The organism is Methanococcus voltae (assembly GCF_024807655.1).
GTDB classification, from domain to species: Archaea; AGJL01; Methanococci; order Methanococcales; family Methanococcaceae; genus Methanococcus; species Methanococcus voltae_D.
Genome location: NZ_JANUCR010000002.1, coordinates 205,395 through 228,893 on the forward strand (window position 1 = coordinate 205,395; position 23,499 = coordinate 228,893).

The window sequence follows — 23,499 nt, forward strand, 5'->3', positions numbered from 1 at the left end:
AAATAATGAATAATTAAAAAATTATTTTTTATCCTTTGATTTATCTTTTGGTTTAGTTTCATTCGCAATTTTTGCGAAAGTATCTATAGAAACCTTTTCAGACTTAGTAATAGCGTTTTCGTACTCTTCCATTACTTTTTTCTTTAATTCTTGAACATTTTCGTAGGTAGATTTTTCAGTTTCATATTCCTCTAATCCTTTAGATATGGTTTTTAAAGCCCGATGTTCAGCTTCAAGCTGGTGAAAACCTTCTCTCGGTCCACCTTTCCTAAATGCTCGGCATCTTCTTTTATCCCATATCGGAAAGCCCCTATCTTTGCAAAATATTTTATTTTTTTCAAATTCTCTAACTTTTTCAGCTATTTTGTCGACCAATTCATCTTCCCCTTCTATAAAAGCACCAAAACAAGTTTCTTTTACGTTGATATCTTCATTTAATGAGTTTAAATATCTAAAAAGTTTAGATGGAGACGTTTCTGCATCATCTGCAAGCATTATAACTTTAGATTTCATATATTCACCAAATAATGTTGTATTATGAAATTTATAATCATATGTGAATAATCATATACGAGATATAATATGTACTTCAATTTTTAAAAATATTTCTTTTTAAAATATTTACAATATTTCGTTATACCATTCGTAATAATATTTTTCAATATATTCTCGTATATCTTCTGGTTTTAAGCCATTTAAATATGCGTAAGTAGCCATAGCTCCAGCACCGACCCCTTCTTTAACAGAACCCGAACAATAAGCTTTTAAACCATCAACAGATGATTTTTCATAATCAAATTTGGATATATACGTAGGTATCTTGCCAATTTGATTTAATATACCTTGTAAGTCAGCATTTGGGTCATTATATACAAATTCGGTTGTACTTATACCGATTAATTCTTTGGTAAGTGTTTCAGGGCTTATTTCTTTTATTATGGAAAGTACACCTGCCATTTGTCCTCCGCCGGCTAACAAAACAGGGATATTCCTTTCAGCTAATGAGATACAAATACCTGCATTAATTGCTATCATATTGTCGCCTACAGCATTCATAATATCATAACTCGAAGCCTTTTCTGTCATAGTTTTTAATTCGCTTAATCCATTTTGAATAACGCTTAATTTTAAATCTTTTGGGTTTGCAACAGAGCCAGAACTTATTTTATCCCTTACATCATACCCTAAACCTATTAAAACGCCCATTGCTGTAGTAGTTCCACCAGGTACACTTTCTCCAAGAATCAATTTATCACAGATTAAATGTTTACCGAGTATTTTTCCAGTTTCTACCAAAAGCTTTGAATTTTTGATACCTTTACCCACATTTATATCCCCCGTAGGCTCTTTTTCGGCAAGTATGTGGGGTATTTTAGGTTTTACATTACAGCCTGCATCAATTGTAATACACGAGGTTTTTAATAAATCTACAACTGCACGTGTAATTGTAGCTGGACTCGGGCAATTTGTAGCATCTATCGGTGGATGAGCCAAAGATACACTTTTTCCAAGAACTACAAGCTCCATATCTGCGGCAGGCGTGTAATCAATCACTTTTGCATTCACTCCGGAGATGGGGATTGTTTTTGTAGTTTCTATTGACGATATGGTGCACGCAAAAAGTGTATTTTTGGTATTTCTAAAGTTTTTAATGAATTTTTCACTATTATTTACTTTTATAATGTATTTGTCCGAATTATCGAAGTCTTCTAATTTTAAATCTTTTTCAATTTCCATAATATCCCATAATTTTAAATTTTATCATACTATTGTAATGATTACAATGTTTATTATAATAATGAATAAATGATTTAATTTAATTCTATATAAAATAGTTGATTTTAAATTATCACTTGTTAAAATACATTAACGCATTAATATAATCTAAAAAGAAAATAATAAAATAAAAGATATGATAATACCAATAAAAATAATACTAATAAAAATAATACTAATAAAAATAATAAAAATAATAAATGGGTTAAATTTTTATTTTAAAACTGCTCCTTCATCTGCAGATGAAACCAACTTTGAATATCTCTTAATGTATCCTTTAACCTTTAATTCCGGCTTTTTCCAGTTTTCCAATCTTCTGTTTAATTCATCTTCAGATACAAGCAAATCGATAGATTTTTCAATCATATCTATTTTTATAAGGTCTCCATTTTCTATTAAAGCAATGGGTCCACCAGCTTGTGCTTCAGGTGAAATATGGCCAATACAAGGTCCTCTACTACCACCACTAAATCTACCGTCGGTAATTAGTGCTACGCTATCATCTAAACCCATTCCACAAATTGCAGAAGTGGGTGAAAGCATTTCTCTCATACCCGGTCCACCAGCAGGACCTTCATATCTTATAACTACAACGTCGCCTTTTACAATCTCCTTATTAAATATTGCATTGATTGCTTCTTCTTCAGAGTTGTAAACTTTTGCCGGACCTTCGTGTTTTTGCATTTTAGGGTCTACCGCACCAATTTTAACAACACAGCCGTTTGGAGCAAGGTTTCCTTTTAGAACTCTTAAACCCGCAGTTTTATGTACTGGAGCTTCTACAGTTCTAATAATTGTATTGTCTACATATTTTACTTTTTCAGCTATTTCGAGAGTTGTAGCTCCACAAACTGTTTTAACATCTCTAATTGAGTCTTTTAACACCTTTAAAACTGCAGGTATACCTCCAGCCTTATGTAAATCTACAATATAGTGGCATCCACCCGGACTAATGGATGTAATATGGGGTACAGCATCTGAAAGTCTGTCAAAATCATTTAATGTAATAAATTTCTCGCTTATTTCGTTCGCAATTGCAGGTATGTGCAAAGTTGTATTTGTTGAACCACCTAATGCAAGGTCGACAAGTATTGCGTTTTCAAAAGCTTCTTTAGTAAGAATATCTGTAGGTTTTACATTTTCTTTTACTAAATCTACAACTTTTATACCACTTTTTTTAGCTAACCTAACTTTTAAAGCATCTATTGCAGGAGTTGTAGCACACATCGGTAAAGAAAGTCCCAAAGCTTCAGTTAAACAAGCCATACTGTTTGCAGTAAATAATCCTGCACAGCTACCTGCACCGGGGCAAGCACAATCTTCAATTTCTAAAAGTTCTTTTTCACTTATTTTTCCAACGTTATACTCTCCTACGCCTTCAAAAACATCGATTAAATCGTAATGTTTACCTTTAAGTTCTCCGGGCATCATTGGACCGCCTGTGACAACGATAAATGGTATATTTAGTCTTAAAGCCCCCATAATCATACCAGGTACTATTTTATCGCAAGTAGGGATTAATACTAAGCCATCAAAACCGTGAGCTTTTGCCATACTCTCAACAGTATCTGCAATTAGTTCTCTTGAAGGTAATGAGTATTTCATACCTTCATGACCCATTGCAATACCATCACAGATTGCCATTGTGTTAAATTCAAATGGTGTACCCCCATTTGCATAAATACCCTTTTTTACAGCTTCCGAAATCTTGTTTAAATCAATATGTCCAGGTACAACTTCAGTAAAACTATTTACAACACCAATGAATGGTTTTTCTATTTCTTCGTCGGTATATCCGCAAGCCTTTAATAAACTTCTATTTGGAGCTCTTGAAACACCTTTTTTAACATTATCGCTTATCATATCCATTATTACACCAATTATTTAGAATATTTTATTTTAGGTATATTTTCTAAACATTATTATATAATTATTAAATATTAATTAATTTACTTAGATATTTATATCTATTGTTTTTGATTTAATATATGACCATAAAATATTATTCTTTTATTCTTTAATTTTTTTAATAATTGCTAACGAAAGGTATTCTTTAACCAAATTAAAGTCTATTTCATCGATTTTTCCACAATCCATTTTTTGATTATCACAGCTTACACGATTAACGATTCCAATGATGTATTTTTCCTTATTATTCATTAATTCATTGCAATTTTTTAGTTTTTCCTCTAAATCATTAGTTTTCATAATGACGACAGTATCAAAATGCTCCAATGTATTTTCTAAATCTTTTCCCTGGGGCAGTATTGCTAATTTTTCATCTCCTTCCACAAGAGGGATATTTAAAGCACTCGCAGCAGCAAAAGGGGAAGATATGCCGTTTAAAATTTCCACGTTAATTTTATTGTCTTTTAATCTGTGCCATACATATGAGAGAGTACTATATAAGGTTACATCGCCAATGGTGATTATGGATACATCTCCTTCTGAATTGATAATCTGTTCTGTTGCTTCGTCCCAATGTTTTTTTAATAGTATTTCGTCCTTACACATGGGGAATAGTAATTCAATAACTTCTGTTTCAGGGTTTAAAAATTCTTTAACTATTTCATAAGCTACTGAGGTTTTACCGTGTTTTGAAATTGGTACAAATAATTTTTTAGTATTTTTTAAGACGTTCTGAGCTTTCAAGGTAATCATATCTTTAGAGCCAGGGCCTACGCCGATTCCATATACTTTGTTAACTACCATAATTATCACATATTTGTTTTATTGAGTTATTGTTGCATTATTTTTAAGTAAGGGATTTAATAAATTTAATAAATTTATTTTGAAGCTATTAAATTCTATTTTAATAATATAACTGTAGTAATCTTTATTTTACATTTAACGTATGAATATACATAGTTTTCTATTTGACTTAAATTTTTGAAGTATACTAATTTAATTAATATTAATATCTTTAAATAGATATATAAATAAAGAATCTAAGATAAATAAAATAATGAATAAATAAACAATAATAAATAAACAATAATAAATAAACAATAATAAATAAACAATAATAAATAAACAATAATATTTAAAAATAAAATATAGCTTAAATAGAAATAACTTTATATCTTTATTAAAATTTTGTGTGATATGATGGATTATTTAAACTATGTATTTTTTGGTAATACGGTATTTGAATACATAATATTGTTAGTATACATTATTTTGGGCGTAATTGCGGGAAAAATATTAAAAAAAGTAGTTGAAAAGTATGTTAAAAAGTTAGCTGGAAAAACAAAAACAATATGGGATGATGTATTAGTTGATGCTTTAGAATTGCCCCTAATGATTGTAGTTTTTGCAGTATTTTTTAGATATGGGATGTTAAACCTTAATTTGTCCCCTTATTTGATAACTTTAGTAAATGAAGGCGTAAATGTAGTTTATATATTAGCGTTGCTGATTTTTACAATAAAATTTGTTGATGATTTATTTGTATATTGGATTATTCCAAGGGCTGAAAAATCAGAAAGCAAGTTGGATGACCAAATCATACCTCCTGTACGAAAATTAGTAAAATTGGTGCTTATTATCGGCGGTTTATTATTAATGCTCGCCAATTTAGAAGTTGATATTTCAGCATTACTTGCAGGGGTAGGTATCGGTGGTTTAGCGGTCGCATTAGCATCTCAGGATACACTTGAAAACTTTTTGGGCGGATTAATTATAATTTCTGACAAGACCTTTTTAATACACGATTGGATAAAATGGAATGGCGGAGAAGGTGTCGTCGAAGAAGTGGGTATTAGGAGTACTAAAGTTAGAACTTTTGGAGATACAATAATTACAGTTCCTAACGGAGATTTAGTTAAAACTGAAGTAGAAAATTACTCTGCAAGACGAAAAAGACAAGTAAAATCTACCGTTGGAGTTACTTATGGTACCTCACCTGAAAAAATGGTCGAAGCAAAAGAGATAATCAAAGACATATTAGATGAACACCACGGTGTAGTTGACCCGATTAGGGTTTCATTCACTGAATTTGGTAATTTTTCACTAAATATCAGAGTTGAATATTTCGTTAGAGAATTTGGTTTCGATTATTTCCTTACCACCGTAGATGAGGTAAATACCAAAATAATGACTAAATTCGGAGAAGCAGGAATCGACTTTGCATTCCCTACGCAAACACTACACTTAAGAAATGATGAAGAAGTGTTAAATATTAACATTCAAGATAAAAATTAATAAATATAATCAATAATTATAATCAATAAATAATTAATTTACTATTTTTTAAATATTTTTAAATATTTTTTAATATATTATCAACTTTACTAATATTCTAATTTATAATAAAATGTAAACATCAAATACTCTAATTTTTTATAATTTTAATACTTATATGATTATATTAACTTTAAAGGGGATAAGGTAAGATGGCATATAATAAATATCGAAAAGGTTCAACATTTGAAAGAGAATTGAAAAAAAATTTAGAAAATAACGGTTTTGCAGTTATTAGGAGTGCAGGCAGTCACGGTGTAGATTTGGTTGCAGGTAAATCTGGTAAACATTTTGTATTCGAGTGTAAATCAACATCTAAAGAAAAGATGTACATACCAAATGAAGATGTTGAGAAATTAGTTGAATTTTCGGAAATTTTTGGGGGGGAGCCTTATCTTGCCGTAAAAATTATGAATAAATGTTTATTTGTCCGTCCAAACGATATAGAATCCGCAGGTAAAAATTACGCTTTAGATTATAATAAATTATGCCCCCTTTCTATCGATATCGATGAATTAATGGGCAACGGTATTCAAAAAAGATTAATTTAAGTTATTTTATTTACATTATTTTTTTATTAATTTATAAATTATTCGAGGTCCGTTTTTGCATTATCTAATAACATTCTTAAAACTGTGAAACTAATAAATGACGCTCTTTTAGGTTTAACAATTAACGCATTGTGCGTATTTTCTTTATGAATTCCAATCAATATTGAAGCAGTTCTTTTTTCGTCCGCAGGTAATATTGCAATCGAAACCCTACAATCATCAGCAAAACAAGTGCCTACATCTTGTATTTTATGCAATCTAATACCATCTTTTTTATATTTTCTATTTATTTCTTCAGATAATACGACACCTTGATTTAGAAGAGTTATGAATAATGTAGCAGTTTCATCGTCCATAATGGCATTATCTAATAATTCACCCTCTTCATTTATCAATTTTAATATGGTATTTTCCCCATATATAATGTCAATTTTTTTACCTTGTGCACCCATTACTACCATATTTTCACCTTTCAGGCTTCTTTCATCTCTCTATCATTATTATATACGATTATGCCCTTATTATATTACATATATTATGAACGTTATTGCAATTAATAACTTTAATTTAGCACTTTTTTAGAGTTTTTTTTAATTAAGTCTCCTTAAATTTACTATAATAAATATATTAGTATCTTATTTAAAAAACTTGTTATTTAATTATAAAAATCTATGACCTATTAAATTTTTAATAATGTTATTAATTAACTTTATAATTCCCTATATTTTTAGGTATTAAAATATAATTATGCTAAATAAAATATAAATTATATATTATTAAAACTGTTTATTATACAAGTTATGAAATTCCCTAAAATATTTAAAAATAGTAAATAGTTAATTTAGGTAGGTAGTTATAATTATTATTTATTTATTATTTAAAGCATTGATATCACAATTCTTTTTCCTTCATTTTCGGGAATGTGGACAAATTCCAACAAATCATCTTCTACGTCTTTTAATTCTAATTCTAATAATCCCATACTGTCGTGATGCGTATCTATTCGATAATGAGTACCACTAATAGATTCTATAGTTCCCTCAACGTGTGCACGTCCAAAGTAGACTTCTATATAATCTCCTTCATCAACATACTCTTCAACGTATTCTGATAAATCATCATAATCCATAGTTCTTTCTATACAATCCATTCCGGTGCAATCCATTCCATAAGTCATAATATCCCCTTATAAGCTGTGATTTTAGTGATTAAACACCCATAATTGTCCTGAATAAATTTCTAAGACCTGGGGCTAATCCCAATGATAATACTGCTATTTTTAAAATATTTCTAAGATTTTTATTTTCAACTTCTCTATTAAATAATTCTAATACAAGCACCACGACGATTAATTTTAATGGTATCATAACATAAGGTCCCATTAAATCCATAAAGAACCGTGGTACGGGGTGCTGTTCCCAATAGCCATAAATTGCAATACCTACTGATGTAGCGGAAGCATCTACAAGCTGTGAGAATATCGTATACTTATCTAATTTTTCAATTTTTGACTTCTTAATTTTTGTCAATATGAATATTGCCAATATGTATGAAATTGCAAGTATTAACGCTACAAGAGTTAAAGCTTCTATGTGCACGATTCTTTGAACAAATTCATATAAAAAATACAATATCGGGATTACTGCCATTACGATTGAGCCAATATAATATTTTTTCTTTAATAAAGCGCCTGAAATAATCAACGAAAGTAAATAATAAGCTCCAATTAATATTACGATTCCGGGCGTTACCGTGAAGAATAATCTTTCGATTACGCCAGCATCTACCAAAGCACGCATAAGTGTAATTAATATAATGTATACGATTGTTACCTTTGCGAATTTCTCATCGATTTCTATCTGAAACTTCTGAGCTATCTTATAGAATAGGTAAACCATTACAAATAATAATATCCCATACGTAAATTCTTGAACTAAATTATATCCAGTACCTGCTTCTATCGGATAGATGTAGTGTTCATATATAAAATTGTCGATAATTTGAATTATATCCATTTTTACACCGAATTAAATTATTATGACACATTATGTATATACCTTATAAAATACTTTTGAAATATTTAAAATTACATAGTTGCAAATGTTTTATATATTATATTTTAAAAAAAGTACTATTTATTTATTGTATTATTTTTAAGTTATTAAATGACTATATATAATTAAAAATAATTAAAAATAATTAAAAAAATAAAATTAATTAAAATTTACTTACTTTTTTGATAATCATACCTTCTACATTAACGGGATAAATACGTCTTGCCAATTTAATCGCATTGTTAAGCATTTCTTCAGAGTTTGAGTATATGGTATACAGTACGTCGCCTTTTTTTACATTGTTTCCAATTTTAACGTTTAACATAATCCCTGCTTTTTTGTCAAAAGGAGCGCCAGCTTCTTTTACAACGTCAATTAATCCTTTGTTTGATACTTTAGTAATGTATCCACGTGTAGGTGAAACTATATCGTAGCTATATTGACCTGTTTTTATGTCTTCAGATTTTAAATTATTTAATTTTTCCAAATATATTTTTTCAATATCTTTTTTCAATATCTTTTTATTATTACCTTTATCTTTACTTTTGGACTTACTTTTTTTATCTTTATTATTTTTATTATCTTTATCCTTTTCTTTTCCGTCTGTAATGTTAGATTCATTATTTTCTAAATTTTCATCCGAATTGATTTCAGAATCAATTTCAGAATTTAAATTTAAGTTTAAATTATCGAATAAATTTTCACTTACGTTATAGTTTTCATCATAACTTAAATTTACACCTCCCTTATTTTTTGCAGATATTATTTTTAATTTATTTTCATACTGTTTATAGACTATTTCTCTAAATTTATCAAGAGCTTTGCCAGAATACAATATTTCTTTTGCTACATCCATACCTTCCCCTTTCATGGAAGCCCCGCTTATTTCTAAAAGTATGCCTGCAATAGATAATGATTTTTCGATTAAACTTTCTGGTGCATCATTAGGATTTTCAAGAGCTTCTAACGCTTCTTTCATTTCTAACGCTGGACCAATTGCTCTACCCAATGGCTGACCACCGTAAGTAATAATACATTCGACTTTTATTTTTAACAATTCTCCAAGTTCTATAAAGCTACTTGCTAATTTCCTTGCTTCAGCTTCTGTTTTAACTTTAGCACTTTCTCCTATGGGTATATCGATTACTAAACATTTAATACCCATAGCTACCTTTTTGGACATTACGCTCGATAACATTAAACATTTGGGGTTTATTGATAGCCTACTTTCCACATTTATAAACATATCGTCAACAGGTGCTAAGCTCATACCACCAGCCCAAATTAAGCAACCGTTAGTATCTCTAATTAAGTCCATTATCTCATTTTTAGTTAACGTGACGTTTGTAATCACTTCAAGAACATCTGCAGTACCTGCACCGCTTGTAATGGCACGAGATGAAGTTTTAGGTATTTTTACACCGGCAGCGGCTACAATGGGGACAACAAGCAAAGCGTATTTATTACCTGCAATACCTCCGATACTGTGAACGTCTACAATTGTATCCCTACCCCAATCAAGTAAATCACCGGTTGAAGCCATACTTTTAGTCATATCCACAATTTCGTTCATATTCATATCATTGATATAGCTACCAGCTACAAAAGAGGATACTTCCGTATTTGAGAGCCTACTGATTTTTAATTCTGAAATAAGTGTATTTATTTCAGCAGTAGTAAGAATTTCCCCGTTAAGCTTCTTTTTAATAATTTTTATTGATTTTGGTATAATGGCCTGTTTTAATTCTATATCGTGCCCTTCATCTAATTTTAAAGAAATGTGTTTCGTTATTCCAACTTCTCCGGGTTTTATGATGGAATTTGTAGAATGTATTATAACAACTAAAGAAATACCTTGTACTTCCAAAAATAGCCTATCTCCTACTTTATAGCCACTTTTCTTTAAATCTTCTTCATTTATTACAACAGAGTTTTTTTCGATGTCTAAATCAATATATTTTACTTTTAGAATCATTAAATCGCCTTTTAATTAGATAATGATATTACATAATATGTTAGTTATGAATATTTTATAATGAAAATATTTATTAAAAATTATAGAAATTATAGAAATTATAGAAATTATTATATATATTTATGAATATCGTATTATATTCAGTTTTCTATTGAGTTTTAACTAATAATAGCAATATGTGTAAAATATAATCTAAAAATAAAGAAAATAAAGAAAATAAACTAAAATAAAATATAAAAGTTAAATAATTAATAATTAATAATCAATAATTAAAAAATAATAAAATAGGTTTAATTAACAAAATTAATGAATTTTTGAACCTATTTCAATGTCTCTGTCCAAGGTTAATAAACTTACAATACTGTCATCTTCAGCAGCTAATAACATACCTTGTGATTCAACACCGCACAATTTTGCAGGTTGTAAGTTGCAGATTACAATAATCTTTTTACCAACTAATTCGTCGATTTCGTAGTCTCCTTTTAAGCCGGAAACGATTTGTCTTGTTTCTGTTCCAATATCAACCATAATTTTGTATAATTTTTTTGACCTTTTAACTTCTTCAACTTCAACGATTTTACCAACTCTAAGGTCGATTTTTGCAAAGTCGTCAATACTAACGAGGGTATTCTCTTCGCACATGTTTTCACCATTTTTATTTTTATTATCTTTTCCTTGACTACTTTTATTTTCATCTTTTTTATTATTATTGTTTTTACCAATTTTTTTATTTTTCTTTTCTTCCGCTTTTATCAATTTTTCAAGTTTTTTCTTCATCATTTCAATTGATTCATCGCTAATTTTTGGGAATAAAATTTTTGGTTTTTTAAGTTCATTTCCTCGAAGTTTTAAATCATTTTCTTCATTCATTAATCCCAAAAGTGCAGAAGTTTTCTCAGGCATAAATGGCGATAACAAGTAAGTAAGACTTTTTACAACTTTACAGCACGTGTAAATAACTTGTTTAAGCCTTTCTTCATCTTCAATTGCCCATGGTTCATTTGATTGGAAATATCCGTTTCCTTCTTTTCCCAAAAGGATTATTTCCATAAGTGCATCTTTAAAGTTAAATTCTCTTATTAATTCATCTACTTTTAAAACTGTTTCTTCACTTTTTGAGAGTAATGCCTTATCAACGTCAAGCAACTGATTTTCATCAACTAATGGCACTTTTTCAAATTTTCTATTTGCAAAGACTAATGAACGGTGTGTGAAATTACCGATATTGTCAATTAATTCTGTATTAACTCTTTTTTGGAATTCGTCCCAGGAAAAGTCTGTATCCCTATAAAGTGGAGCATTTGCAAGTAAGAAGTATCTTAAATAGTCCGTATTGAAGTTTTTAACAAAGTCGGCAACCCAAACAACCCAATTTTTACTGGTGCTCATTTTTTTACCTTCTAAGGTAAGGTATCCCCCACTTACAACCGCAGTAGGCATTTTATAACCATTTACTTTGTTGACACCTTCTAACATTCCAGGCCAAAATACAGCGTGATGTACTGTAATATCTTTCCCAATAAAATGAATTATTTCATTATTGTTTTCATTATTGTTGTTAGTTTTTTTATTTTCTTTATTTTCTTTATTTTCTTTCCAAAGGATTTCCCATTTATCGCCCAAAGCTTTAGAAAATGAGATATATCCGATAGGGGCTTCTAACCATACGTACATTACCTGGTCATCACAGTCAGGGATAGGTACACCCCATTTTAAATTTCTTGAAACATCCCAGTCGTGTAATTCATTAACCCAATTTAAAGCAAGGTTTTTAACGTGTTCAGGCATTTTTTCAGCTGAATTAAGGTATTCAATTAATTCGCCTTTTAAAGCACTTAATTTAAAGAAATAATGTGTCGATTTTTTTAATTCTGGCGTAGTATTGCAATGTACGCAATAAGGTTCTTTTAATTCTGTAGGTTCAAGGTGTCTACCACAAACTTCACAATGGTCTCCTCTTGCTTCACCGCCACAAAACGGACATAAACCTTCTACATACCTGTCTGCAAGATATTTATCACATTTAGGACAGTAAAATTGTTCGATTTCTTTTTCATATATATAGCCAGCTTTTCTTAATTCTCTGTAAAATTCTTGAGAAGTTTCAATATGTACATCGCTGTGCGTTTGTCCAAAATTATCAAATTCCACGTTTAAAGTATCTAAGTCAGCTTTAATTGCATTGTGGTATCTTTCAACAATATCTATCGGTTTAACACCTTCTTTTTCAGCCGTAAGTGTAATAGGCACACCGTGGTTATCCGTACCGCCCACGTGGTAAACTTCTTCACCTTTTAATTTTAAAAATCGTCTATATACGTCCGCAGGAATATAAGTGCTTCTTGCATGACCCAAATGTAAAGGTCCATTCGTATATGCTAACGCAGTAGTCAATAAATTAGCTTTTTTTTGCATATTTTCCATAATATCACCATATAAGCCTTAATAATAATTACTATACAATCTATTACTATTTTTAATATATATAATTATTATCTTATAAAATTTAAAAAATTAACTTTGAAATATATATTATTAAGAAGTACCGGATATAACAATAAAAAAATTACGAATAAACATAATAACCTAATAAAAATAATAAAATAATAAAGATGAAATAAAAATAAAAAATAACATATTAAATGGAATTATATCACATTTGCACTATTTTTATATCCGTGTTCCGTAATGACACTTATTTTATCTGTAGATATGGCTTTAATATCATAAATAGTTATTAACTCAGTTTCTTGTGGGGCAATATATCCGCTACCCATACTTACAATATAATGCTCACCATTTTTTAAAACAGATAGTTTACTAATATCTATTATTGTATTACCCGTATTTGTGATATTAAGTATGGTATTATTGATATTTCCAGTATCTACTGTTGCAATATTAATTAATATCTTTTCGTTATTTTTTGTAATTATGTTTTCATAATGCTCGTCTTGTGAAGTGAGAACTTTTTCAAAATTATGGTCTGTTGCTATATAAACCATAGATAAAGATGCTAACAATATAATAACAAGGCTGGAAATGCCTACGACTTGTGAAAATCCCATATTATCCTCTTTTATAGTAATATATGATACTTATATATGGTATTTATATGCAATATCATATTACGCATATGCTAACAATATATAAACAATATTATATAATTATAAAGTAGCTTTTAAAATATAAAAATTTTTTTAAAAAATTCTATTAAATATAAAAATATTAAATATAGACTAAAATAAAAGTGAGATAAAGTGAGTCTGGAGAGATTTGAACTCCCGATCCTCGCCGAGTCAAGGCGATGTCATAGCCAACTAGACCACAGACTCTATATACAAATAATTTTTAAAAATAACAATTTTACTCTTAATATAATATATATAAAATTTGACCTGATATATAAACTTTTCTATATTATAAAATGAAACCAAAGATACTATAAAAAATAAAAATAAATTTTAGTTAGTTTTAGTTAGTTTTAATTAATTTTATTTTTTAATCATTTTTAATCATTTTCTTTAGGGCAGTATTGTTTTTTATCTTTATTCTTAAGATTTGTAATATATGCATTTAAACCGCCTACAATAGCCACAGTCTTTTTATCGTCCCTGAACACTTTTTCAATGAATCTTTTTTCTTCATATGCAATTTCAACAGCATAATCCAAAGTTTTTTGATGAAGTACTTGTTCATGTTCTGCGATATAGTGGGTAGACAATTCCCCACTTAAAAAATCCTGTTCTTCCAAAACTGATTTATGGAATGGTATATTTGAGATAATTCCAAATATCATATATTCAGAGAGTGCTCTTTTCATTCTAACGATTGCTTCGTCCCTATTTTTACCAAAAGTTATTAATTTGGCAATCATTGAATCATAATATGGGGGTATTTCGGCCCCTCCGTAAACACCACTATCTATTCTAATACCTGGCCCTCCAGGAGACCTGTAATGTTTAATTTTACCAGGAGATGGAATGAAGTCGTTTACTGAGTCCTCAGCATTAATTCTGCATTCTATAGCGTGCCCTTTAAATGTAATGTCCTTTTGTTCATATGGCAGTTTGTTTCCATATGCTATTTTAATCTGTTCTTTGACAATGTCCACACCAGTAATAATTTCAGTGATAGGGTGCTCAACTTGTACACGTGTATTCATCTCTAAGAAATAGAATTCTCCACCATTGTACAAAAATTCGACTGTACCTGCACTATAGTAATCAATACATTTAGCAGCAATTTTTGCAGCTTCCCCCATTTTTTCCCTTAATTCTGGGGTCATAATTGGAGATGGGGCTTCTTCGATAACTTTTTGATGTCTTCTTTGTATGGAACATTCCCTATCCCCTAAATGGATAACATTGCCGTGTTTATCTGCTAAAATCTGTATTTCAATGTGTCTTGGTTTTTCAAGGTATTTCTCAATGAATATCGTTGAATCACCAAAAGCACTTTGAGCAATAGATTTTGTAGATTGAATTGTGTCAATTAATTCGCTTTCGTCATTAGCGACACTCATTCCAATACCACCACCACCAGCAGAGGCTTTTATGATTACTGGGTATCCAATTTCTTTAGCAATTTTAGCTGCTTCCCCCTCATCTTCGATAGGTTCTTCCCTACCTGGCAATACGGGAACACCCGCCTTTTTCATGGTTTTTTTAGCATTAATTTTGCTACCCATAAGTTCAATAGCTCGTATAGGTGGGCCTATAAATTCAATATTTCTTTTATTACATTCATCTGCAAATTTTGAGTTTTCAGATAAAAATCCATATCCTGGATGTATACCATCAGCACCAGTTTTTTCAGCAATTTTAAGGATTTTTTCGTAATTTAAATAACTTTTGGAAGCTGGAGCTTCACCTATACTATAACATTCGTCAGCAAGGGCAGTATATAACGAATGTTCATCGGCTTCAGAATAAACTGCAACAGTTTTAATACCCAATTCTTTACAAGCACGGATAATTCTAACTGCTATTTCTCCCCTATTTGCAATAAGAATTTTTTTAAACATGATTTCACACAATTATAATATTATAAAATTATACAATTATCGGATTATATTATCGGATTACATAATTATAGACTTATATTATTTCAAAAATAAAATAGATTTAAATCAGACGATTATGGTTTATTATAATTATTTTATATTTTTTAGTCATATTTATCTAATTTAAATCTATTAATTTTTATTTTTTAATATATACTTTTTAATTTTAATTAGTTTTAATTAGTTTTAATTAATTTTAATTATTTTACAATCATTAAAATATCGCCAACGCTAACAGATTGACCTTCGTGAACGATAATTTTTTCAACTTTTCCATCGACAGGGCATTCCACAGGGTTTTCCATTTTCATAGCTTCTAAAGTTATGATAGTATCGCCTGCTTTTACTTCAGCCCCTTCTTTAACATTAACCTTCGTGACCATTCCTCTAAATGGTGAATTTACAGCCCCTTCGGTTTCCGAATCTATTTTTTCCGTTTTAGGTTTCTTATATTCACTGCCGTAAACAGGTTCAACTTTAACCTCGTAAGCTTCACCGTCTACTTCAACAACGTATTTTGTAGGTATTTCTGAGAATTTTGAAACTTCTTTTTCTTCAGGGATAGGCTCTTCTTCAGCTTCCCCTCTTAAGAATTTAACCGCAACTTGTGGATATAACGTGTAAGTTAATATGTCTTCCACTTCGTACTTTTCGTTTCTAATGAGACCTTTTTCTTTTGCTTCTTTTGCTCTTTTTTCGTATTCTGGTTCGAGTAAATCTGCAGGTCTACATTCAATTCGTTTTTCGCCAGTTTTTAATACTCTTTTAATAAGGTCTCTGTCTATACTTGCAGGAGCTTTTCCGTAGTATCCTCTTACGTAGTTAGAAACTTCATTCGTGATAATTCTGTACCTTTCGCCAGTTAAAACGTTCATTACAGCTTGAGTACCCACAATCTGAGATGTAGGTGTTACCAATGGCGGGTATCCTAAATCTTTTCTTACATTTGGAATTTCGTTTAAAACTTCTTCAAACTTGTCTATAGCACCCTGTTCTTTTAACTGGGATACTAAATTAGACAACATTCCTCCTGGAACTTGGTATCTTAAAATTCTTGCGTCAACTCTTTCAGATATCGGGTTTATCAAATATTTATACTTGTTTCTAATCTCGTCAAAATAGTCTCTAATTTCTGTTAAAGCAACTAAATTTAAACCGGTATCGTATTCTGTGTCTTTTAACGATGCCACCATACTTTCAATAGGGGGCTGTGAAGTACCCATTGATAAAGGTGAAATTGCACAGTTTAATATGTCGATTCCTGCTTCAACTGATGTAATGTAAGTCATTGGTGCAATACCTGCCGTACAATGGCTGTGTAAATCAATAGGTATTGAAACTTCTTCTTTAAGTCTTTTGATTAATTCTTTTGCATCAAATGGAGTTAATAATCCCGCCATATCTTTAATACATATCGAATCACATTTATGTTCCTCAAAATTCCTTGCAAGTTCGATATATTGGTCTATTGTATGAACTGGGCTTGTAGTATATGATATAGCACCTTGAACGTGAGCACCGCATTCAACTGCAACTTTTATAGGGTACTCTAAGTTTCTTACGTCATTAAGTGCATCGAATATACGTATAATGTCGATACCATTTTCTACAGATTTTTTTACAAATTTTTCAACAACGTCATCTGAATAATGTCTATATCCGACTAAATTCTGACCTCTCAATAACATTTGTAATGGTGTTTCAGTTATTTTCTTTTTTAATTCCCTTAATCTTTCCCACGGGTCTTCATTTAAAAACCGGATACAGGAGTCAAATGTAGCCCCTCCCCAAACTTCCATCGAGTAAAAGCCTACTTCGTCCATTTTTTCAGCTATTGGCAACATATCTGAAAGCCTTAATCGGGTAGCCATTAAAGATTGGTGGGCATCTCTAAAAGTAGTGTCTGTTATTTTTACGGATTTAACCATTTTATCCCTCTAATCATAATATCTCTATTAGTAATAGGATTTAGTCGTCATTAATACAGATAATTAAGTACAAATCTAATTGAAATATGATATAATATGATATAATAAAAATATAATAATTAATAATGATATACTTATTTTTGATATTAATAATATTTTTACTATTTATTTTATTATTTCATAATTTCTTATCATTTGATTTATAATTATCTATGATATAAAATTTACATAAAATTTAAAGATTAAAATTAGTAGACTGTCGATTTACAATATCATATTTATGAGTAATGATAATAACATTATCAAAGTATTATCTAAATATTTAGATTTAATATGTTTCTCAATGGAATATGTTAAATTTTATATTTATACATTATTGTAAAATCATAAAAATTTTTTAGAAAAATGTCTTAATCTTGCTAATTTTTGATTTATTGCCAAAATACACATTACTCATCAAATGAAAATTAGTTCAAATATTGTGTATAATGTCCTGTGTAATATTACAAATTACTGTATGTAATATACCGTATGCAATATACAATAGTAAATATATTCAAATATACGAATTTAAAAATCGTGTATAAAAAAAGTGCTCCAGCCGGGATTTGAACCCGAGTCGCGGGCTCGAAAGGCCCGCATGATTGGCCGGACTACACCACTGGAGCAACGCCATAGCATTAGCTAAAAGTCCTTATGCGGTAATTTACAATCATTATAATAGAATAATAATTATCATATGTTTAAAGAGCGGACCCGGAGGGATTCGAACCCCCGATCCCCGGCTTAGAAGGCCGGTGCCGTATCCAGACTAGGCCACGGGCCCATTTTAAAAAATCGAACTAACATTATATTTAATTCGTTTGTATGTCTTGTTTTCTGTTTTACTTCACTAACTCACAAGAGCATACTATAGGATAGTACACATAATATATAAATGTTTCGTTGATTTATTTTACTAAATATTTGAATTATTTAATATTTTTATTTTTTAAACCTAAGTATGTAAACTTTGATAAATTTTACATACATATTACATTTTTTTACATTTTTTTGATAGATTTATTTGAATGAGAATATCTTTTTAATCATATTTTTAGGTATGGTATTTATATATTATAAAATTAGTATATAGTTATGATATTACTAATATAGTGTTATCGATACTGTTTTATATTTAATTAATTAAATTAATTAAAGTTTATTGAATAATTTTATTAACTATTAATGTTTAATCTTACATCTTATTATAAAATTATATGAATCTTAAAAAAATATATGCTCTTTATTTTATGCCCCGGCTTTTAAAAGAGAGAGGTGTTTACATGTACAAAATATTAACTATTGAAGATACAATAAGAATTCCTCCAAAAATGTTTGGAAATCCTTTAAAAGACAATGTTCAAAAGGTTTTGATGGAAAAATACGAAGGAATATTGGACAAAGACCTTGGTTTCATCTTAGCAATTGAAGATATCGACCAAATATCTGAAGGGGACATAATCTATGGTGATGGTGCAGCATACCACGATACCACATTTAATATCCTTACTTATGAACCGGAAGTTCATGAAATGATTGAGGGTGAAATTGTTGATATTGTTGAGTTTGGTGCTTTTATAAGACTTGGACCTTTAGATGGTTTAATACACATTTCGCAAGTAATGGATGATTATGTTGCATTTGACCCTCAGAGAGAAGCTATTATCGGAAAAGAGACTGGAAAAGTTCTTGAGAAAGGAGACAAAGTAAGAGCAAGAATTGTTGCAGTTAGTTTGAAAGAAGATAGAAAAAGAGGAAGTAAAATAGCTTTAACTATGAGGCAACCAGCACTCGGTAAATTAGAATGGCTAGAAGATGAAAAATTAGAAACAATGGAAAATGCAGAATTTTAATTAATTTGGTTAATTTATCATATTTTATCACATATTTAAATAATTTAAATAATTAATTTAAATTTAAGATATTGGATAAAAATGAAAATAATAGGGACAAAAATAATAAAAATATCACTAATACGAATATGTATCGTAATAAAGGAAATATGATGCAAATGACATATTATAAAATAAATTTTTAAGTTGAATATTAATTTTATGTTATTATCATTATATTATTATAATATTTTAAAAATTATTTAATTTTTTATTATTTTCGTTTTTAATGCTAAGACTATTATACTTATACTAATACTTTAAAAAATAAACAGAGGATGATTATGGCAAGAAAAGGATTAAAAGCCTGCACAAAATGTAATTATATTACGCATGATGATTTTTGCCCAATATGTCAACACGAAACATCTGAAAACATTAGAGGTTTATTAATTATATTAGACCCCGTAAATTCAGAAGTTGCAAAAATAGCTCAAAAGGATATTAAGGGTAAATACGCATTATCTGTAAAATAATTTGTAAATTCGTGATTATATGAACAATTACATTATGACGAAGGAATTACAATCAATTTTAAAAACACCTTTAGGAAAAATTTACAAAGATATTCCCGAAGTTTTTAAAATTGTTAAGGACATATCTATATCAAATAATTTAATTATTTCTATAGGAGATATTACTACTAAAAATTTAATTGAATATGGCATAATTCCAAAAATATCAATTTTAGATTTTAAAACTAAAAGAGATATTCCCGTGGATATTTCATATAACTTTAAAAAAGTATATACTGTAGATAACCCTGCAGGTACTATATCACAAACATCAATGGAAATAATTAAATACTTATCTGACATAGATGATAGAGAAGTAGCTTTAATAGTTGCAGGAGAAGAGGATTTATTAACAATTCCTGTAATAATATACTTTCCAATAGGTTGCTATATTTTTTATGGTCAACCTGACGAAGGAGTAGTAGTTGTTAAGATAACGGAAGAATTAAAACACTATGCTAATGAAATTATTGATAAATTTGAAAAAAAGAATATTTAATAAAAAGAATATTTAATATTATCAATATTATCAATATTATCAATATTATCATTATGTATGACAATTATGTAAATATATGATATTCCAATAAATAACTATAAATAATCGTATATTGTTATGGAATATGGATTACAATAAATTATAATTATAATAATTATTATGTTTATTATATTTATTCAACTATTCATCTATTCGACTATTACGACTTAATATTTAAATATCTTAACGTAGTATGTAGTATGTATCGTATGATATTGTTTATATTATAATGCTATTTGATTGAGATATTTTAAAATTTTAGTATGTTAAAATAATAAGAAATATCGTATATCATTAAAATTTCGAAAAAAAATAATATATGAAAATAATATGGTGAAATCATGGACATAAAAGTAGTTTCAGAAAAAAACAACCCTTTATTAGGTAGAAAAGAAGTAAAATTCGCATTAAAATACGAAGGTGCTACACCTGCAGTAAAAGATGTTAAAATGAAATTAGTAGCTATTTTAAATGCTAACAAAGAATTATTAGTAATCGATGAATTAGCACAAGAATTCGGTAAAATGGAAGCAAACGGATATGCAAAAATTTACGAAAGCGAAGAAGCTATGAATTCAATTGAAAAAAAATCAATCATCGAAAAAAATAAAATTGTTGAAGAAGCAGAAGAAGCTCAAGAATAATTACATTAGTAATAATTAAATTAATAAAAATAAAAATAGTAAAGATACTAAAAATACTAAAGATAATAACTACACCTAATTATAAGGAGGAATAAATTATGGCACAAAAAACAAAAAAGTCAGATTACTACAAAATTGATGGCGATAAAGTAGAAAGATTAAAAAAATCATGCCCTAAATGTGGAGAAGGCGTATTTATGGCAGAACACTTAAACAGATTCGCATGCGGTAAATGTGGATACATGGAATACAAGAAAAACGAAAAAGCAGAAAAAGAAGAATAATTAATTAAATAATTATTCAATTATAATTTCTAAATTATAATTTATACTATTCTATTTTAGTTTTATTTAAAATTTAAATTAACGTTTAATTAACGTTTAATTAGCTTTTTTATACTTATTTGATAATTTACTAATTTTATTTATTGGATACGCAATGTACTTTTTTAATCCTTTTTATCCTCGGATTTTACATAGATTATTATTTTATTAAGAATTTCAAGAGCATTCTCCATATCTTCGTTATTTATGTAAATATCGAGTTCTAAGAAAAGGCTTTCAACATAAGAACCATAACGTTCTTGCATTATAAGTAATTCTTTATATTCATATATCATTTTTCTAAACTTTTCAATTTTTATCTCATTCATACAATCTTTAATATTTTCCCAAACCGTAGTTTTTTTCATATCCATTATTTCGGCAGTTTTACGCACACTTTTACCATCGACAAGAAGCTCTTTTATCTTGTCTTTATCATATTTTGTAATTTTTTTAGGTCGACCAACATTATCGGTAGTCTTTACAATGATTCCACATAGTCTTAGCTTTTCCATTGAACTTTTATTTTTTTCATTAAGTAATTTATAAATTGATTGAGGCATAATTATTTCATCATAATCCTTTTCAATAATATTATTAATATCTTTCTTTGTAAGGTATTTTGAAGTTTTATAAACTTTATATTTTGATTTTAAAGTTTTAATATCTTCTAATACACATAAATCGCTTAAATTGTCCTGTGTTTCATTATCGGCTTTTATAATCTCGGTTATACTATTTTCTGTATTACTATCTTTATTATTATTATTATTATTATTTTTTGTATTATTATTTTTACCATCTATTTTGTCCGGATTTTTTAATTCGTTTAATTCGTTCATATTATCCTTTATATTATTTTAAATCTTTTATTTATGTTTTATACCATTTATTATTTGGGGTATAATTTATTATAATTCGTACCAATCATCAATTTTGTCTAATTCTTGTTTCAAATCTACGACAGTAATTCTAATATAACTCATAGTAGTCCCGATAGATTTATGCCGTAAATATTTACTAACTTTTTCAAGTGGTACGCCATCATTTAAAAGATGTAAAGCTCTACTTCTCCTAAATGTGTGAGTTGATATATCTTTATCTAATTCTGCCATTTTAGAGTATTTTTTAGCAAGTTCCCATACATATTTACGATTGTTAAATTTGAATAATTCCTGAGAACTATCAAGACTTTTAAGTGCAATGTATTCCTTGATATCATTAATAAGCCAGTCGGGTATTAAACAGACTTGAAAGTAATCGGTTTTAGTATCCCATAGCTTACAAACTCCTTCTTTAAGTTGTAAATCTTGTACTTTTATTTTTAACAACTCTGAAACCCGTAAGGCCATACCATATAACATTTTAAAGAATAATTTATGTTCGCTGTACTCTATAGTTTCTATGAACACTTTAAGTTCTTCTTTGGTTAACCATTCCTTGCAATAATGCTTTTTTACACGATATTGCTTATTTTTTGAATTGATATTTTGATTTCTTTGAGTATTAATTACATCTGTCCGCATAGTTTCCCATTTACTTTTTTGGTTATTGTTTATTCTTTTATTTTTCATTTAATTTATAATTAATCGTTTATTTTTTCAACCTTGTAAATATTTATATATAATTATATAAAAATATATATTTATTTAAATATTTTTATATTGAAATATATGTATAATTGAATACTCAAATAATTAAATAATTAAATAAATACATACTCAAATATTTGGATACATAATTTAGATAATATCAATAATACAATATCCAAATATTTAAATCTTTAAATTACATAATGGTGCTTTTTTGTCCGGAAATTTTTAACTGACAATTTATACATTTTGTCTGCTTTATATACTAACGTCAAATAACTGTAAAATGTGCTTTTTTTAAAATTAATGGTTAAAATAGCGAGTTCAAAGTTTTGTATGGTTTTGGTTAAACACAACTCTCA

At 28.5% G+C, this 23,499-nt stretch carries 21 protein-coding genes and 2 tRNA genes; 7 read left to right on the forward strand and 16 right to left on the reverse strand.

Features of this window, described 5'->3' with window-relative positions:
- Positions 1 to 21 precede the first annotated feature (21 nt).
- From J3E06_RS03530 to cobI, 4 genes are all read right to left on the reverse strand, one after another.
- Positions 22 to 513, reverse strand: a complete 492-nt coding sequence (locus tag J3E06_RS03530; protein ID WP_013181092.1) for a methanogenesis marker 6 protein — start codon at positions 511 to 513, stop codon at positions 22 to 24.
- Between the two features lie 108 nt (positions 514 to 621).
- Positions 622 to 1,737 carry a nicotinate mononucleotide-dependent phosphoribosyltransferase CobT gene (cobT, locus tag J3E06_RS03535; protein ID WP_013181093.1) on the reverse strand — a complete coding sequence of 372 codons (1,116 nt, stop codon included), beginning with the start codon at positions 1,735 to 1,737 and terminating at the stop codon, positions 622 to 624.
- Positions 1,738 to 1,989: 252 nt separating this feature from the next.
- Positions 1,990 to 3,639 (reverse strand): dihydroxy-acid dehydratase, encoded by a 1,650-nt coding sequence (gene ilvD / locus J3E06_RS03540; protein ID WP_048187667.1) that lies wholly within the window; start codon positions 3,637 to 3,639, stop codon positions 1,990 to 1,992.
- A 147-nt stretch (positions 3,640 to 3,786) separates the two neighbouring features.
- A complete protein-coding gene (gene cobI / locus J3E06_RS03545; protein ID WP_013181095.1) occupies positions 3,787 to 4,488 on the reverse strand; it encodes a precorrin-2 C(20)-methyltransferase in 702 nt (233 codons plus the stop codon).
- Positions 4,489 to 4,884: 396 nt separating this feature from the next.
- Between cobI and J3E06_RS03550 the strand changes: the two genes are divergently transcribed.
- Both J3E06_RS03550 and hjc read left to right on the forward strand, forming a co-directional pair.
- A complete protein-coding gene (locus tag J3E06_RS03550; RefSeq protein ID WP_048187263.1) occupies positions 4,885 to 5,979 on the forward strand; it encodes a mechanosensitive ion channel family protein in 1,095 nt (364 codons plus the stop codon).
- 191 nt (positions 5,980 to 6,170) lie between these two features.
- Complete coding sequence (gene hjc / locus J3E06_RS03555) at positions 6,171 to 6,569, forward strand: Holliday junction resolvase Hjc (protein ID WP_013181097.1); 399 nt, start codon at positions 6,171 to 6,173, stop codon at positions 6,567 to 6,569.
- Between the two features lie 38 nt (positions 6,570 to 6,607).
- Here the strand turns inward: hjc and J3E06_RS03560 are convergent, their stop codons facing one another.
- The 10 genes from J3E06_RS03560 to J3E06_RS03605 form a co-directional block, all read right to left on the reverse strand.
- Positions 6,608 to 7,030: a hypothetical protein gene (locus J3E06_RS03560; protein WP_013181098.1), complete on the reverse strand. Its 423-nt coding sequence runs from the start codon at positions 7,028 to 7,030 to the stop codon at positions 6,608 to 6,610.
- 416 nt (positions 7,031 to 7,446) lie between these two features.
- Positions 7,447 to 7,746, reverse strand: a complete 300-nt coding sequence (locus J3E06_RS03565) for a DUF2097 domain-containing protein (RefSeq protein ID WP_013181099.1) — start codon at positions 7,744 to 7,746, stop codon at positions 7,447 to 7,449.
- Positions 7,747 to 7,777: 31 nt separating this feature from the next.
- Positions 7,778 to 8,584 carry a DUF63 family protein gene (locus J3E06_RS03570; RefSeq protein ID WP_013181100.1) on the reverse strand — a complete coding sequence of 269 codons (807 nt, stop codon included), beginning with the start codon at positions 8,582 to 8,584 and terminating at the stop codon, positions 7,778 to 7,780.
- 202 nt (positions 8,585 to 8,786) lie between these two features.
- Positions 8,787 to 10,598, reverse strand: a complete 1,812-nt coding sequence (locus tag J3E06_RS03575) for a thymidine phosphorylase (protein WP_013181101.1) — start codon at positions 10,596 to 10,598, stop codon at positions 8,787 to 8,789.
- A 303-nt stretch (positions 10,599 to 10,901) separates the two neighbouring features.
- Entirely contained in the window at positions 10,902 to 13,013 is a 2,112-nt protein-coding gene (metG, locus tag J3E06_RS03580; RefSeq protein ID WP_013181102.1) for a methionine--tRNA ligase, read from the reverse strand.
- 233 nt (positions 13,014 to 13,246) lie between these two features.
- Positions 13,247 to 13,666 (reverse strand): flagellin, encoded by a 420-nt coding sequence (locus tag J3E06_RS03585; protein WP_013181103.1) that lies wholly within the window; start codon positions 13,664 to 13,666, stop codon positions 13,247 to 13,249.
- Between the two features lie 443 nt (positions 13,667 to 14,109).
- Complete coding sequence (locus J3E06_RS03590; protein ID WP_013181104.1) at positions 14,110 to 15,624, reverse strand: acetyl-CoA carboxylase biotin carboxylase subunit; 1,515 nt, start codon at positions 15,622 to 15,624, stop codon at positions 14,110 to 14,112.
- 239 nt (positions 15,625 to 15,863) lie between these two features.
- The gene (oadA, locus tag J3E06_RS03595; protein ID WP_013181105.1) at positions 15,864 to 17,591 is read right to left on the reverse strand and encodes a sodium-extruding oxaloacetate decarboxylase subunit alpha; all 1,728 of its coding nucleotides are present in this window, start codon (positions 17,589 to 17,591) and stop codon (positions 15,864 to 15,866) included.
- 593 nt (positions 17,592 to 18,184) lie between these two features.
- Positions 18,185 to 18,259: transfer RNA gene (locus J3E06_RS03600), tRNA-Glu, on the reverse strand.
- An 83-nt stretch (positions 18,260 to 18,342) separates the two neighbouring features.
- Positions 18,343 to 18,417 (reverse strand) — tRNA-Arg (locus tag J3E06_RS03605).
- Between the two features lie 499 nt (positions 18,418 to 18,916).
- On the opposite strand from J3E06_RS03605, the gene J3E06_RS03610 reads away from it, so the two are divergent.
- The 5 genes from J3E06_RS03610 (at position 18,917) to J3E06_RS03630 (ending at position 21,506) form a co-directional block, all read left to right on the forward strand.
- Positions 18,917 to 19,486 carry a DNA-directed RNA polymerase gene (locus J3E06_RS03610; RefSeq protein ID WP_013179448.1) on the forward strand — a complete coding sequence of 190 codons (570 nt, stop codon included), beginning with the start codon at positions 18,917 to 18,919 and terminating at the stop codon, positions 19,484 to 19,486.
- A 323-nt stretch (positions 19,487 to 19,809) separates the two neighbouring features.
- Complete coding sequence (gene spt4, locus J3E06_RS03615) at positions 19,810 to 20,001, forward strand: transcription elongation factor subunit Spt4 (protein WP_013179449.1); 192 nt, start codon at positions 19,810 to 19,812, stop codon at positions 19,999 to 20,001.
- A 19-nt stretch (positions 20,002 to 20,020) separates the two neighbouring features.
- Positions 20,021 to 20,539 carry a GTP-dependent dephospho-CoA kinase family protein gene (locus J3E06_RS03620; RefSeq protein ID WP_013179450.1) on the forward strand — a complete coding sequence of 173 codons (519 nt, stop codon included), beginning with the start codon at positions 20,021 to 20,023 and terminating at the stop codon, positions 20,537 to 20,539.
- Between the two features lie 380 nt (positions 20,540 to 20,919).
- Positions 20,920 to 21,222 carry a 30S ribosomal protein S24e gene (locus tag J3E06_RS03625; RefSeq protein WP_013179451.1) on the forward strand — a complete coding sequence of 101 codons (303 nt, stop codon included), beginning with the start codon at positions 20,920 to 20,922 and terminating at the stop codon, positions 21,220 to 21,222.
- Between the two features lie 98 nt (positions 21,223 to 21,320).
- Positions 21,321 to 21,506 carry a 30S ribosomal protein S27ae gene (locus tag J3E06_RS03630; RefSeq protein ID WP_013179452.1) on the forward strand — a complete coding sequence of 62 codons (186 nt, stop codon included), beginning with the start codon at positions 21,321 to 21,323 and terminating at the stop codon, positions 21,504 to 21,506.
- Between the two features lie 164 nt (positions 21,507 to 21,670).
- Here the strand turns inward: J3E06_RS03630 and J3E06_RS03635 are convergent, their stop codons facing one another.
- Together J3E06_RS03635 and J3E06_RS03640 are read right to left on the reverse strand one after the other, a co-directional pair.
- On the reverse strand, positions 21,671 to 22,387 hold the full coding sequence (locus J3E06_RS03635) for a hypothetical protein (RefSeq protein ID WP_013179453.1): 717 nt from the start codon (positions 22,385 to 22,387) through the stop codon (positions 21,671 to 21,673).
- 69 nt (positions 22,388 to 22,456) lie between these two features.
- A complete protein-coding gene (locus J3E06_RS03640; protein ID WP_157209386.1) occupies positions 22,457 to 23,071 on the reverse strand; it encodes a tyrosine-type recombinase/integrase in 615 nt (204 codons plus the stop codon).
- Between the last annotated feature and the right edge of the window lie 428 nt (positions 23,072 to 23,499).

What these genes read in the sequence shown, in the direction of transcription:
- ilvD (WP_048187667.1), bottom strand. Translation starts at nt 3,639, where the DNA reads ATGATAAGCGATAATGTTAAAAAAGGTGTTTCAAGAGCTCCAAATAGA.
- spt4 (WP_013179449.1), top strand. Translation starts at nt 19,810, where the DNA reads ATGGCAAGAAAAGGATTAAAAGCCTGCACAAAATGTAATTATATTACG.
- cobI (WP_013181095.1), bottom strand. Translation starts at nt 4,488, where the DNA reads ATGGTAGTTAACAAAGTATATGGAATCGGCGTAGGCCCTGGCTCTAAA.
- metG (WP_013181102.1), bottom strand. Translation starts at nt 13,013, where the DNA reads ATGCAAAAAAAAGCTAATTTATTGACTACTGCGTTAGCATATACGAAT.
- J3E06_RS03630 (WP_013179452.1), top strand. Translation starts at nt 21,321, where the DNA reads ATGGCACAAAAAACAAAAAAGTCAGATTACTACAAAATTGATGGCGAT.
- J3E06_RS03550 (WP_048187263.1), top strand. Translation starts at nt 4,885, where the DNA reads ATGGATTATTTAAACTATGTATTTTTTGGTAATACGGTATTTGAATAC.
- J3E06_RS03635 (WP_013179453.1), bottom strand. Translation starts at nt 22,387, where the DNA reads ATGAACGAATTAAACGAATTAAAAAATCCGGACAAAATAGATGGTAAA.
- oadA (WP_013181105.1), bottom strand. Translation starts at nt 17,591, where the DNA reads ATGGTTAAATCCGTAAAAATAACAGACACTACTTTTAGAGATGCCCAC.
- J3E06_RS03575 (WP_013181101.1), bottom strand. Translation starts at nt 10,598, where the DNA reads ATGATTCTAAAAGTAAAATATATTGATTTAGACATCGAAAAAAACTCT.
- J3E06_RS03570 (WP_013181100.1), bottom strand. Translation starts at nt 8,584, where the DNA reads ATGGATATAATTCAAATTATCGACAATTTTATATATGAACACTACATC.
- J3E06_RS03610 (WP_013179448.1), top strand. Translation starts at nt 18,917, where the DNA reads ATGTACAAAATATTAACTATTGAAGATACAATAAGAATTCCTCCAAAA.
- J3E06_RS03585 (WP_013181103.1), bottom strand. Translation starts at nt 13,666, where the DNA reads ATGGGATTTTCACAAGTCGTAGGCATTTCCAGCCTTGTTATTATATTG.
- J3E06_RS03620 (WP_013179450.1), top strand. Translation starts at nt 20,021, where the DNA reads ATGAACAATTACATTATGACGAAGGAATTACAATCAATTTTAAAAACA.
- J3E06_RS03530 (WP_013181092.1), bottom strand. Translation starts at nt 513, where the DNA reads ATGAAATCTAAAGTTATAATGCTTGCAGATGATGCAGAAACGTCTCCA.
- J3E06_RS03640 (WP_157209386.1), bottom strand. Translation starts at nt 23,071, where the DNA reads ATGCGGACAGATGTAATTAATACTCAAAGAAATCAAAATATCAATTCA.
- hjc (WP_013181097.1), top strand. Translation starts at nt 6,171, where the DNA reads ATGGCATATAATAAATATCGAAAAGGTTCAACATTTGAAAGAGAATTG.
- J3E06_RS03560 (WP_013181098.1), bottom strand. Translation starts at nt 7,030, where the DNA reads ATGGTAGTAATGGGTGCACAAGGTAAAAAAATTGACATTATATATGGG.
- cobT (WP_013181093.1), bottom strand. Translation starts at nt 1,737, where the DNA reads ATGGAAATTGAAAAAGATTTAAAATTAGAAGACTTCGATAATTCGGAC.
- J3E06_RS03590 (WP_013181104.1), bottom strand. Translation starts at nt 15,624, where the DNA reads ATGTTTAAAAAAATTCTTATTGCAAATAGGGGAGAAATAGCAGTTAGA.
- J3E06_RS03625 (WP_013179451.1), top strand. Translation starts at nt 20,920, where the DNA reads ATGGACATAAAAGTAGTTTCAGAAAAAAACAACCCTTTATTAGGTAGA.
- J3E06_RS03565 (WP_013181099.1), bottom strand. Translation starts at nt 7,746, where the DNA reads ATGACTTATGGAATGGATTGCACCGGAATGGATTGTATAGAAAGAACT.